The organism is Cohnella abietis, assembly GCF_004295585.1.
Taxonomy (GTDB): domain Bacteria; phylum Bacillota; class Bacilli; order Paenibacillales; family Paenibacillaceae; genus Cohnella; species Cohnella abietis.
In genome coordinates, this window is the sequence record NZ_AP019400.1 from 4,493,603 (window position 1) to 4,507,228 (window position 13,626).

Annotated in this window: 10 protein-coding genes; 2 read left to right on the top strand and 8 right to left on the bottom strand. The window is 46.2% G+C overall.

The annotated features are described in order from the left end of the window. The first annotated feature begins 124 nt into the window (after window positions 1–124). On the top strand, window positions 125–1,444 hold the full coding sequence (nagZ, locus tag KCTCHS21_RS19810) for a beta-N-acetylhexosaminidase (RefSeq protein ID WP_232057892.1): 1,320 nt from the start codon (window positions 125–127) through the stop codon (window positions 1,442–1,444). Window positions 1,445–2,275: 831 nt separating this feature from the next. Here the strand turns inward: nagZ and KCTCHS21_RS19815 are convergent. After that, window positions 2,276–3,394 (bottom strand): ABC transporter permease, encoded by a 1,119-nt coding sequence (locus KCTCHS21_RS19815; protein WP_232057893.1) that lies wholly within the window; start codon window positions 3,392–3,394, stop codon window positions 2,276–2,278. Between the two features lies 1 nt (window position 3,395). Beyond that, a complete protein-coding gene (locus KCTCHS21_RS19820; RefSeq protein ID WP_130612296.1) occupies window positions 3,396–4,325 on the bottom strand; it encodes an ABC transporter ATP-binding protein in 930 nt (309 codons plus the stop codon). Window positions 4,326–4,606: 281 nt separating this feature from the next. On the opposite strand from KCTCHS21_RS19820, the gene KCTCHS21_RS19825 reads away from it, so the two are divergent. Then, entirely contained in the window at window positions 4,607–5,566 is a 960-nt protein-coding gene (locus tag KCTCHS21_RS19825) for a DUF2167 domain-containing protein (protein ID WP_130612299.1), read from the top strand. A 116-nt stretch (window positions 5,567–5,682) separates the two neighbouring features. Here KCTCHS21_RS19825 and pyrE read toward each other — a convergent pair whose 3' ends face one another. From pyrE to pyrR, 6 genes are all read right to left on the bottom strand, one after another. Beyond that, window positions 5,683–6,330: an orotate phosphoribosyltransferase gene (gene pyrE, locus KCTCHS21_RS19830; RefSeq protein ID WP_130612302.1), complete on the bottom strand. Its 648-nt coding sequence runs from the start codon at window positions 6,328–6,330 to the stop codon at window positions 5,683–5,685. After that, complete coding sequence (gene pyrF, locus KCTCHS21_RS19835) at window positions 6,327–7,067, bottom strand: orotidine-5'-phosphate decarboxylase (protein ID WP_408621720.1); 741 nt, start codon at window positions 7,065–7,067, stop codon at window positions 6,327–6,329. Before pyrF ends, pyrE begins: the two co-directional genes overlap by 4 nt. 84 nt (window positions 7,068–7,151) lie before the next feature. Next, a complete protein-coding gene (gene carB / locus KCTCHS21_RS19840; RefSeq protein WP_130612305.1) occupies window positions 7,152–10,370 on the bottom strand; it encodes a carbamoyl-phosphate synthase large subunit in 3,219 nt (1,072 codons plus the stop codon). Next, the gene (carA, locus tag KCTCHS21_RS19845; protein WP_130612308.1) at window positions 10,357–11,502 is read right to left on the bottom strand and encodes a glutamine-hydrolyzing carbamoyl-phosphate synthase small subunit; all 1,146 of its coding nucleotides are present in this window, start codon (window positions 11,500–11,502) and stop codon (window positions 10,357–10,359) included. The genes carB and carA overlap by 14 nt, the downstream gene beginning before the upstream one ends. A 12-nt stretch (window positions 11,503–11,514) precedes the next feature. After that, window positions 11,515–12,822 (bottom strand): dihydroorotase, encoded by a 1,308-nt coding sequence (locus KCTCHS21_RS19850; RefSeq protein ID WP_130612311.1) that lies wholly within the window; start codon window positions 12,820–12,822, stop codon window positions 11,515–11,517. Between the two features lie 37 nt (window positions 12,823–12,859). Beyond that, window positions 12,860–13,420 carry a bifunctional pyr operon transcriptional regulator/uracil phosphoribosyltransferase PyrR gene (gene pyrR, locus KCTCHS21_RS19855; protein WP_130612314.1) on the bottom strand — a complete coding sequence of 187 codons (561 nt, stop codon included), beginning with the start codon at window positions 13,418–13,420 and terminating at the stop codon, window positions 12,860–12,862. Window positions 13,421–13,626 lie beyond the last annotated feature (206 nt).

The window sequence follows — 13,626 nt, forward strand, 5'->3', positions numbered from 1 at the left end:
CAAGCATAAACTGCTGACGCCGTCCTTTCATGGCGCTCAACGTTTATGTTTGAGAATTAAGCTCCTGTTGCCCCTTTATCGGGAATGCAGGAGCCTTTTGTTAAATAAGGAGGTTTCAGCATAAATGAAGTCTAATGTCATGCGATATGTGGGCGGTCTCAGTGTAAGTCTGCTTCTTCTACTAAACATAGGCTGTGGTTTGACTGGAAAAGGGGGCGCCACTGAATCCTTACCGAATTCTTCAGCAAGCCCTACTGAATCTTCAACAACGACTCCTTCCGCTACTCCTTCCGCTACTCCTTCGACATCCCCAACAGTCCCATCTGCTAGCCCAAAGCCCTCGGATCAGGATGAGATCGGGCGCATAATTAAGAAGATGACCCTAGAGCAGAAGGTCGGTCAAATGATTTTGGCAGGCATTGATGGGACAACTATCGATAAAAATATGAAAAAAATGATCGACGAGCAACACGTAGGTGGCATTATTTTTTACAAAAACAATTTTTCCGGCCTGAATGGCTCGGTACAATTGGTAAATGAGCTAAAAGCAGCCAACAAGGGAAATCCCGCTCCGTTATTTATGAGTGTCGATCAAGAGGGCGGCAAGGTGAGTCGATTACCGAAGGACTTCGTAGCCATTCCTGATGCAGCCAAGGTTGGACGTACCGACAATGCAGAGCTTGCAAAGGAAATGGGCGAGCTTTTAGCCAAGGAGCTACAGCTAGTCGGCTTTAACGTTAATTTCGCCCCTGTGCTTGATATTAACAGTAACCCTAAAAACCCTGTCATCGGTACCCGATCTTTCGGCAATAATGCCAGTATTGTCACGAAAATGGGAATTGCAGAGATGAATGGATTAAGAGAAAACGGCACTATTGCCGTCGTCAAGCATTTTCCAGGTCACGGAGATACCGCTGTAGATTCTCATCTTGATTTGCCAATCGTTCAGAAGACAACAGCCCAGCTCGAGAAGCTCGAGTGGATTCCCTTTCGTGCAGCAATCGAAGATAAGGCTGACGCTGTTATGGTCGCACACATCCTTTTCCCTTTAATCGATCCAGATGCACCTGCTTCTTTGTCTAAAGTCATCATTAATGACCAGCTCCGCGGCACACTCGGATATGACGGAGTCGTCATTACAGATGACATGACTATGGGTGCCATTATCGATAACTACGGTATTGAGGATGCTGCGATTTTGTCCGTTCAGGCAGGAAGTGACATCATCCTTATTGCACACGGCTACAATAACACGAAGAAAGTGTTTAACAAGCTTCTTCAAGCCGTCGCCACAGGTAAAATAAAAGAAGCAAAAATCGACCAAAGCTTACGACGAATCCTAACGTTGAAACAGAAATACGACCTTTCTGATTCCCCCATTCCTGTCCCGGCCAAAGATGAACTACCGAACGACGCTATACGCCAATGGCTGAAGAAGCTTTAGAATAGAGGGAGTGGCCTTTCAGGTGCAGCCGAGACCACTCCTCTCGTTTCGCTCACCGTCTGGCCACTATCCCCTTCTCTCATGCACGACCACTATCCCCTTCACTCACGTATGACCATTATCCCCTTCGATCATGTATAGCCATTATCCCCTTCGCTCATGTATGGCCATTATCCCCTTCGCTCATGTATGACCACTATCCCTTTGGCTCACGTATGACCATTATCCCCTTCGCTCATGTTTGGCCACTATCCCCTTCGCTCATGTATGACCATTATCCCCTTCGCTCATGTATGGCCATTATCCCTTTGGCTCACGTATGACCATTATCCCCTTCGCTCATGTGCGACCATTATCCCTTTGTCTCAGTACTGTTCGCTTAATTTCCATCTACTGTGACTGAGCGAAGGGGATAATGGCTATAGGCTCAGACTTCTTGCATCATATCCATCTGCTACAACTGAGCGAAAGGGATAATGGCTATAGGCTTCAGACTTCTTGCATAATCTTGCATAAACTCCATCTACTACAACTGAGCGAAAGGGATATTGGATATAGGCTCAGACTTCTTGCATCATATCCATCTACTACAAATGAGCGAAAGGGATATTGGATATAGGCTCAGACCTCTCGCATCATTTCCACCTACTTCAACTGAGCGAAAGGGATATTGGATATAGGCTTCAGACTTCTTGCACACTTTCCACCTACTTCAACTTAGTGAAAGGGATAAGGATATAGGCTATGGAATTCCCACAGATCCTTATAATGAAGTAGCCCGGCAAAGAAAAGCTGCCCAGGGAAATTCCCACTGGACAGCTTTTCTTTACTTTAACGAGCTTCGACCTTACCTTTCCGGAATATTAGTGCTCCAATACCGAAAGCAATAACACCCCAAGCGCCTAATATAGCTATACCCGTCCAGAATTCGCTTGTTGCAATTCCACTACCGTACACCAGTCCATCCCTCATCCCATTAACGAAGTAAGTTAGAGGAAGTACATGCGACACGGGAACTAACCATTCCGGGAACCCACTGGTAGGAAAAAATACACCACTAAGGAACATCATCAAGAAGCTAGCAATATTTGCCATTCCCATATAAGCCTCTATCGACTTGCTGAATGATGAGAATAAGTAACCTATCGCATTAAAGGCCAGCGCGCCTATAAAGAAAGATACGACAAGTGTTGAGACATCCACATGTAGGTTCGCTCCGAATCCAAATACTCCGATTACAGTAAGAATAGTAATTTGAACGATACCGAGCACGAAACGGACTAGCATCCCCCCTATTCCGAAAAGGCCCATTTTTACCGGAGTCATCCGTAACCGCTTCAGCAATCCTTTACGGCGCATATCCACCATATCTACCATACCGAACAATCCACCTTGAGCAACTGATAATGCAATCATACCCGTAAGGAGAAAATCCACATAAGTTAAGTCCTCGCTACCATTGGAAACGGCATTCATATTTAACTTAAAAGTGGGTTGCACTTTAGCTACATCGAAGTTTGTTTGTTGAATAAATTGATCCAAGATACCTCTTATCGCTTGTGCATCAGCCCCATGCTCGTTTTCCTTGTTCACGACTAGTTCAACAGCTTTAATATCTTCCGTCTTTGGGAGGACAATAACGGCATCAACGTCTTTATCCTTTATCCATTTGTCGGCTTGCTCTGCGCTAACAGGCTGCTCTGATTTCCATTCAAACACAGGTACCTGGCGTAGATGTTCCTCCAGCATATTTGAGGTAGCATTGGACTGCTCTTTGACAACTGCAATTTTTGCTTTGAACTCGCTCGAGCCTCCACCGCCAAAAATAATCATGAATAAGACCATAAGAATAATGGGGAAGAAAAGATTCCAAAACCATACCTGCTTCTCTCGAAACATCATTTTGATTTGCGCGCCGAACAATTTACCTAATTGCTTCCCATTGCTCACCTTAGTCCCTCCACTCTTTACCGGTAAAGGCAATAAATACGTCTTCCAAGCTCATCTCGCGAATAGATACCTGTTCCACCCGATAGCCCTTTTCCTTGGTGAAGCCAAATAAACCATATAGAGTCTCCTCTGGCTGGATAGACCACAGTTTCAGTGCCATGCCTTCCCTAACTGTGCGTACAACTGTCGGCTGGGTTTGAGCGTGAAGCTCAGTCTGTATGGCAGCATCTTCACCATCAATGAACGAAAGACGAACTTCACGCTCTTTCGTCAGACGATCAATAAGCGCTGCAGGTGTATCTGTCGTTACGATACGGCCTTGGTCGACAATACATACCCGATCACTTAACTTCTCCGCTTCTTCCATGTAATGCGTTGTCAGTATTGTCGTTTTTCCGAGCTCTTTGAGCTTAAGTACAATATCCCAAATGTTACGTCTAGCCTGGGGATCTAACCCGGTCGTTGGCTCATCGAGAAAAATAATCTGGGGATCACTTATCATCGCAAGACCAATTGCCAGCCGCTGTCGTTGTCCGCCGGATAACGACTTCACTCTCTTGCTGCGGTTATCGTTCATGCTGATCATTTCTAGAACTTCATCTACCTTCTTTGGCCGCAGATAGAAAGAAGCGAACAAATCAAGATTTTCTTCGACGGTTAAAAGCTCAAATAAAGCGCTTGATTGTGGCTGAACACCAATCTGATATTTAATTTTATCTGCATCTGTATCCCAGTTCAGTCCATTGATGATAATCGTGCCGGCATCTGGAGCTATTAAACCTTCAATCATTTCCAAAGTTGTCGTTTTACCTGCTCCATTGGGCCCTATAATCGTAAATACTTCTCCCGCTTTCACTTCAAAGCTGATTTCTTCGACTGCTTTAACAGATCCGAATGATTTACGTAAGCCCTTTACTTCTAATAAGGACAAATGAATTCCTCTCCTTCAATTTTCCAATTAATCTATCTCAGCGATATTGTAGCTCAGATAGCTGCTATTCTCGACAGTCTAAAGCATGCTTTTGTACTCCGTCTCAAGGAGGAGAAGCATCGTTTATACGTCCGAGCTAATTCTACATCTTCCTCCAAAATTCTTCTTGAATCTTACATAAATGAAGGTTATAATCCACTTGGTTCTTCTAATATTTGGTTTTCCTGATATTTGGTTCTTGCTCTACTATTTCATTAATTATTCATTGGGAGAGAATTCATTTGGCTAAGCTTAATCGTCTTGTATTCGCGTTTGTTTTGGTTTTTGTTCTGATTGCACCAGCCTTAGCCTATGCAGAAAAGGAAGAAGTAGAAGAAATCAACGGGGAGAACCCCTACAATGCTGTCGTTGGCTCGGGGCAGACGGTGTCCATCGGAGCAATTGCCGATCTCACACTCGACCCTTCCATGGCCTATTTGGACGCCGAGAACACTAGAAAATTTCTAGACGATAATGGAAACATCTCCTCCGATAGTGACATAGGAGCTGTTTACCCCATGGATTCCAATTGGATTGTTTATTTTCAATATTTTGATGATGGTCACATTAAAGATGATGAGAAGGACAACATTGATGCTGACGCATTGCTAGAGAGTTATAAGAAAGGAACAGAAAATCAGAATAGCAAGCTTGAGAATCCCACTTATCACCTGTTCGTTGAAGGATGGGAACGTGCTCCAGATTACGATGAAGTCCAGCGGGCGTTAACCTGGACTTTACGAATGCATACAAGTAATAACGAGCCTTTATTAAATCAAAATGTCCGCATCCTTACCCGTGAGGGAAACATGTCAGTCATTCTTGTCACCGACCCTGGGCATCTACAAGAGGATGCAGCTTCCATGAAGCAATTGGTATTGGACAAGCTTAACATCAAACCTGGTCAACGTTATGAGGACTTTAATGAGTCTACAGACAAAAAGGCTAGTTACGGATTAACGGGTCTTATCCTCGGGGGAGCTGGCCTTGTCGTCGCCAAAAAGGCCGGGTTAATCGCTGTAATTGTCGTACTTGTCAAGAAATTCGGAATCGTTATCGTAGCTGCTGTCGCAGGCCTCTGGCGTTTCCTGAGAGGGAAATCGAACACTAAAAATAATGACAATAGAAATAATGAGCCATCGAATACTAGCCCTGACCAATCTCAGGATACCTCCGTTCCATCAGAATCAAATCGTATGTAGGTGATCTGCGACTAAATAAGAGGTCCTATTAGCGCTAATAAAGTCCATACATTATGATCGCACAAAAAAAGGTTGTCCCGTTGGTGTATAACACCTAAGGACAACCTTTTTATGTATTACTTGCCGAATGTTTGCGGGCTTTCCCGCCAAGCTTGCAATAGAGCAACATCTGTTTCACTGATAGCGCCACGACGAAGTGCTTCATCAACTAAAGCAGTATAGTTAGACAGTGTTTGAAGCTCTATTCCTTCTTCTCGGAAAGCTTCCGCCGCTGAAGCGAATTGGTAAGTGAAGATGGCCAGCACGCTTTGTACGTCACCACCTGCTTCGATAACCGCAAGAGCTGCCTTAAGCGAGCTTCCTCCAGTAGAAATCAAATCTTCGATGACTACTACCTTTTGACCTTCAGTAATAATACCTTCAATCTGATTTTGCTTGCCATGTCCCTTCGCCTTGTCGCGAATATATGCCATTGGAAGGTTCAGCTTCTGTGCTACCCATGCCGCATGGGGAATGCCAGCAGTTGAAGTACCCGCAATAACCTCCGTGTCAGGAAAATGGGTCCGGATCACCGTAGCGAAGCCTTCCGCAATAGCTTCCCGAATAGCCGGGTAGCTCATCGTTAAGCGATTGTCGCAATAGATAGGGGAAATGATTCCCGAGGTCCAAGTAAAGGGATCGTTAGGACGAAGATTAACTGCCCCGATTTCAAGCAGATTGCCAGCTATCGATGCTGGTAATTGTTCTACAGATATATTGCTCATTGTTCAATCATCTCCTTCAGAATGTTATCCAGCGCTTCCGCTGGGTTGTGAGAGGCTGTTATTGGGCGTCCAATGACGAGATAATCGGTACCCCCATCAACAGCGTCTCTAGGCGTTGTAATGCGCGATTGGTCCCCAACATCTGCTCCACGCGGACGAATTCCTGGTGTAACCGTAATAAACCCTGTACCGCACGCTGCCTTTATAGCAGCAACCTCTAGTGGGGAGGCAACTACGCCTTGCAGTCCTGCCTCGCGAGAAAGCCTCGCGTAATGAACAACGGCATCTTCAAGTTGACCTGTAATACCGATTTCTTTATTAAGAACGATTTGACTAGTGCTTGTCAACTGCGTCACAGCAATGACAAGAGGAGCATGCTGTGCATCTCCTGCTTCAACTGCCTCTCTGACACCTTCAGCTGCTGCATACATCATTGCGACGCCGCCAGCTCCGTGAACGTTAAACAGGTCAACGCCAAGTCTAGTAATACTACGTGCGCCACCGCGGACGGTATTAGGAATATCGTGCATCTTCAAATCGAGAAAGACTCGAAAGCCCCGTGACTTCAAATCTCGTACTATGGATGGACCAGCTGCATAGAACAGCTCCATTCCAACCTTCATCCAGCAGTCTCTGCCCTGTAATTGCTCTGCAAGTGCCAACGCCGCTGCTGCATCCGGTTTATCCAGAGCTACCATGATTTTGTTCGCTGCTTCCTTTAGCGTTAGTATTGGCACTATGAAGCCTCCCTCATTGACTCAAAGTTCATACAGAAGCCCGATCTCCATACGCTTCGCAGGAGATCGGGCAGTATTACGATTTTAGCTTTGGAATGCTGGCATAGGCTCACTGGAGAAGCGAAGTGCCTGTAGCATTTTTAACAATGCACTTACTGTATCTAATGAAGTCAAGCAGACGACTCCGTTCTCTACAGCTTCGCGGCGAATACGGAATCCATCACGCTCAGGCTCTTTACCCTTAGTAAGGGTATTGACCACGAACTGTGCTTGGCCTGTACGGATCAGGTCGACGATATTAGGCGAACCGTCAGACAGCTTATTCACACGACGAACCTTCAGTCCCGCTTTAAGGATGGCATCCGCCGTACCGCCAGTGGCGATCAGCTTGTAACCGAGATTGTAGAAGCCTCTAAGAATTTCAATAGCTTCGTCTTTATCCTTGTCAGCAACCGTAGCAATGATAGCTCCCGAGGTCGGAATTTTCATTCCGGAACCAATTAATCCTTTATACAAGGCTTTCGCGTACTGACGATCGCGTCCCATAACTTCACCCGTAGATTTCATCTCCGGAGTCAGCGTAGGGTCAACACGGCGCAGCTTGGCGAAGGAGAACACAGGAACTTTAACCGAAACGAACTCGTCTTCTGGCCACAAGCCCTCTTGATAACCTAGATCCTTCAGCTTGATACCAAGAATAGCTTGAGTTGCCAGGTTAGCCATAGGAATCCGAGTAACCTTGCTCAAGAAAGGTACTGTACGAGAAGAACGAGGGTTTACTTCGATTACATAAACCTTCTCTTGCCATACAACGAATTGAATATTGACTAATCCAATCGTCTTGAGCTCTTTAGCAATCTTGATCGTAATGTCAATTGCTTGCTGCTTAATATCATCGGATAGGGATTGCGGAGGATATACAGCGATGGAATCGCCTGAATGGACGCCCGCACGCTCTACATGCTCCATAATTCCCGGGATAACAACTGTTTCTCCGTCGCAGATCGCATCGACTTCAATTTCTTTACCTAGCATGTAGCGGTCGATAAGTACCGGATGCTCAGGGTTAATCGTGACTGCAATCTCCATGTAGGATAGCAACTCTTCATCGGAGTAAACAATCTCCATTGCGCGACCGCCAAGAACGTAAGACGGGCGGACAAGTACTGGGTAACCAAGCTTATCAGCAGCACCTACTGCCTCTTCAACTGTAGTAACCGTTGTACCTTTCGGCTGTGGAATGTCTAGCTTGCTTAACAAAGCTTCGAATTTCTTACGGTTCTCAGCTTCATCAATGCTTTCAAGTGAAGTACCTAGAATGCGTACGCCAGCTTTGGACAATGGTGCAGCCAAGTTGATCGCCGTTTGACCTCCGAATTGTACGATAACACCAATTGGCTTCTCTTGCTCTACAACATTCATAACGTCTTCGAAGAACAGCGGCTCGAAGTACAATCTATCTGAAGTACTGAAGTCTGTTGAAACAGTCTCCGGGTTGTTGTTAATAATGACGGCTTCATAACCCGCATTGCGGATTGCCCATACAGCATGTACCGTGGAGTAATCGAACTCGATCCCTTGTCCAATTCGGATAGGTCCAGAGCCCAGAACGATGATTTTCTCCTTCGTGCTCGGAAGAACCTCGTTCTCAGTCTCATAAGTCGAATAATAATATGGCGTAGTCGCTTCAAACTCAGCCGCGCAAGTATCAACCATCTTGTATACTGGCTTAATTCCTTGCTCTAGGCGGTGAGCGCGTACGTCAGATTCGATAGTGAGCGCACTGCCCGGATGTCCTTCGCTACGAAGCTCAGCAATTGCGCGATCCGTAAAACCATTACGTTTCGCAGCAAGCAATGTTTCAGCGGTAAGAACAGGCTCACGGCGGATAACATCCTCGAACTGAACAATCCGTTCGATCTTATCCAAGAACCACCAATCGATATTGGTTAGGTCTTGAATATGCTGCAATGTCCAACCACGGCGGAACGCTTCCGCTACTAAGAAGATACGCTCGTCGTCCGGTTTAACTAGTCGCGTAGTAAGAACTTCATCTATAAGCTCATTTGCGCCTTTCAGATAGAGGCGATGAACACCGATCTCAAGGGAGCGAACAGCCTTCTGGATCGATTCCTCGAACGTACGACCGATTGCCATAACCTCGCCAGTCGCTTTCATTTGCGTACCGAGCTTACGGTTAGCTGATGTAAATTTATCAAACGGCCAACGTGGAATCTTCGCTACCAGATAGTCTAATGTTGGCTCGAAGCAAGCGTATGTTTGTCCCGTTACAGGGTTAACAATTTCATCTAGCGTGTAACCAACGGCGATCTTAGCTGCCATCTTCGCAATCGGGTAGCCCGTTGCTTTGGAAGCAAGTGCCGACGAGCGGCTAACACGTGGATTAACTTCAATGACATAGTATTGATAGCTCTGTGGGTCCAGTGCGAACTGAACATTACAGCCGCCTTCGATGTTAAGTGCACGAATAATTTTCAACGAAGCCGAACGAAGCATTTGGTATTCACGATCAGATAGCGTCTGGCTTGGAGCCACAACTATGGAATCGCCTGTGTGAACGCCTACTGGATCGAAGTTTTCCATATTACAAACTACGATACAGTTATCGTTCGCATCACGCATAACCTCGTATTCCACTTCCTTCAGGCCAGCAATCGAATTCTCGATTAGACATTGACCGATCGGGCTATAACGAATTCCGTTAGTTACCGTCTCACGTAATTCTTCTTCGTTCGCTGCAATACCGCCGCCTGTTCCACCTAGTGTATAAGCAGGACGAACGATAACCGGGTAGCCAAGTCCATTAGCAAACTCGACCGCAGCTTCAACCGTTGTAACGATAACACTCTCCGGTACAGGCTGTTCTAGCTCACGCATAAGCTCACGGAACAAATCGCGATCTTCCGCGCGTTCGATTGCATCAAGCTGTGTTCCTAGAAGCTTTACATTTTCTTGCTCAAGAACTCCTGCACGGGCAAGCTCAACCGCCATGTTAAGTCCAGTTTGTCCACCTAGTGTAGGAAGCAAGCCGTCTGGACGCTCTTGACGAATAATTTGGGACACGAACTCTAGATTAATAGGCTCGATATATACTTTGTCCGCAATGTTCGTATCCGTCATGATCGTAGCAGGGTTGCTATTAATTAAGATAACTTCAATTCCTTCTTCTTTTAACGCTTGACAAGCTTGCGTACCGGCATAATCAAATTCTGCCGCTTGTCCGATGACAATAGGGCCGGAGCCGATTACGAGAATTTTCTTGAGGTCATTATTTCTGGGCATACTGCAGCTCTCCTCTCAGCGTCTCCGACAATTGTGCCTGGCGCGGCCGTTCAGGGTTGGCGATCTTATTATCACGAATCATTTCTAGAAAACGGTCGAACAGATAGCTGGAGTCATAAGGACCCGGAGCCGCTTCCGGATGATATTGCACCGAAAAGGCAGGGTAAGTCTTGTGCTTCAGTCCTTCGATCGTTTTGTCATTGTTGTTGATATGTGTCACTTCAAGCTCAGTTCCGACAACGGACTCTTCTTTAACCGTATATCCGTGATTCTGGGAAGTGATGAAGCAACGTCCGGATTCCAATTCCTTAACGGGATGGTTACCACCACGATGTCCAAACTTCAGCTTATCCGTGTCCGCACCACAAGCTAGTGCGAATAATTGATGGCCTAAGCAAATGCCGAAAATCGGATATTCTCCAAGCAGCGAACGGATTGTTTCAACGGCGTGCGGCACGTCTTTAGGATCTCCAGGGCCATTAGAAAGCTGGATACCATCTGGGTGCAACCGACGAATTTCATCTGCAGTCGTATCTTGAGGAACGACGACAACGTCACAACCACGCTTAGTCAATTCGCGCAAAATACCGCTCTTCGCGCCGTAATCAACGAGTACAATACGTTCCTTTTCGCCAGGGCTGGAAAATACGCTCTTTGTTGAAGTACGAGCTACTTGATCGCGAAGCAACGCACTTGTTCCAAGACGTTCCTTCAGCTCTTCTATCCGCTCATTACCCGTTGTAAGAATCCCCTTCATCGTACCGTGCTGACGGAGAATCCGAGTAAGCATACGAGTATCGATGTCGCTAATGCCGACAATGCCGTATTCCTTAAGTAACTGATCAATTGTATATTGTGCCCTCCAATTGCTTGGCACTGTCTCATGGCGACGAACCACGAAACCGTGTATATAAGGACGAATGCTTTCGAAATCATCACGGTTAATTCCATAGTTCCCAATCAAAGGAAATGTCATCGTCACGATTTGCCCACAATAGGATGGATCGGACAATACTTCCTGATAGCCTGTAATTCCAGTGTTAAATACTACTTCTCCAACAGATCCGCCCTCAGCGCCAAAGCCCTGACCGGTGAATAACGTACCGTCTTCTAACAATAATCTTGCTTGCATCCCAATCACTCCTTAGCGGTTAATGCCGTTCTCTTCTGTCCAAACAATCTTGCCATTAACCATTGTTAATGTTGGCCAGCCATATAGCTTCCATCCGGTGAATGGAGTGTTACGGCCTTTCGTGAGAAACGTTGCAGGGTCTACTTCCCGCTCGTTCTCCAAATCAATAAGGATAAGATCCGCCGGTGCACCTACTTCCATCGTTCCATAAGGAAGACGGAAAACTCTAGCTGGGTCGCTAGTCATTCTGCGTAACAGGAAGTCCAGACTCCAGCGTCCTGTACGAACGAATTTCGTATATAGCAACGGAAACGCCGTTTCAAACCCAACGATTCCGAATGGCGCTCTCTCCATCCCCCGTGCCTTCTCCTCTTCACTATGAGGAGCATGGTCGGTTACGATAATATCGATCGTTCCATCCTCAAGTCCTTGGATACAAGCTTCCACGTCTTTAGGCGTACGCAGAGGAGGATTCATTTTCCAATTGGCATCCATGCTATCCGGTATATGTTCATCAGAAAGTAGCAAGTGATGTGGACATACTTCAGAAGTAACCTTAACTCCAACTGATTTGCCGAGTTTAATTAATCTAACAGACTGCTCAGTGCTCACATGACAGATATGATAATGTACGCCAGTTGCTTCCGAGAGAAGAATGTCACGGCCTACATGGATGGCCTCGGACTCGTTAGGAATACCTTTAAGTCCATGCTTGCGAGAGAACGCGCCTTCCGATACTGCCGCACCTACGACCAGCGTGTCATCCTCACAATGCGCGATAATCGGCATGTCGAGCGACTTAGCCAGCGCCATTGCGTCTTTCATCATTTGTGCGTTTTGTACGCCGACACCATCATCGGTAAATCCAATCGCTCCCGCTTCCTTCAATGCAGCAAAATCTGTTAAATCGCGGCCGAGCTCGTTTTTTGTAATTGCAGCATAAGGAAGCACTCTTACAACGCCTTCTGTTGCCGCTTTATCGAGCACGAGGTTAATGGTTTCAGGAGTATCCATAACCGGACGCGTGTTAGGCATAGGAGCAATAACCGTAAATCCGCCTTTAGCAGCCGATTCTGTTCCGCTTGCGATCGTTTCCTTGTATTCAAAGCCAGGCTCACGTAGATGTACGTGCATATCAATAAGGCCTGGTGAGATCAGCTTCCCCTGAGCGTCAATGATTTTTGCTCCTGCTGTATCGGGCAATTCAATTCCGTAATGCCACTCAGCGATTAAGCCATTGTCCACTCGTACGTGTGCTATTTCCGCTTCACCTGTATCTGCACTAAGCTTCTTTGCGTTAATAATCCAGGTAGTCGACATTCTCTTTGGCCTCCTCTTCTGTTGTTTAATTAAGATGTTATCGTCCGATTTCCGCTTCACGCGGATGCAGGATCATGACACAATCGTTGTCGTCAATTTCGCTTAACGAAACATCTATCTGTTCGTGCCGAGAGGTCGGCACATTCTTGCCAACATAATCTGGGCGAATCGGCAGCTCGCGATGACCCCTGTCAACAAGTACAGCCAATTGTATGGATTGAGGTCTTCCACAGTCCATAAGAGCATCTAGCGCTGCACGAATCGTTCGTCCGGTATACAGCACATCGTCTACGAGTATGATTCGTTTATCTTTTACCAAAAGTGATAATTCTCCACCCGGTATGACTCGGATATCTTCTTCCGAATAAGGACGATCATCTCTGTATCCTGTTATATCCAGCTCTCCGACCGAAATCGGGTGCCCTTCAATATCCAGAATTCGCTCTGCTAAACGATGAGCAATATAAATACCTCTAGTACGAATGCCTATTAGGACACAGCCCTGAATACCTTTGTTCTTCTCAACCATTTCGTGAGCGATCCGGGTAAGGGCTCGTCGCATAGCGGATTCATCCATGATGACGCGGGAGTCTGACATATCAACCCCTCCTTCATGCGATAATTGCACATAAAAAACCTCCCTGCGTGTACGCAAGGAGGAATCAGTCAGATGAGGATATTCTCAGATTCGCACAACATGTCCATAACAGCAATACATTACGACATGTTAGGTCAAATAACCCGAGATATATGTCAACTCTGCGCCACCTTGCCAGTCTCTCAGGACTGAGTTAAAGGTACCCG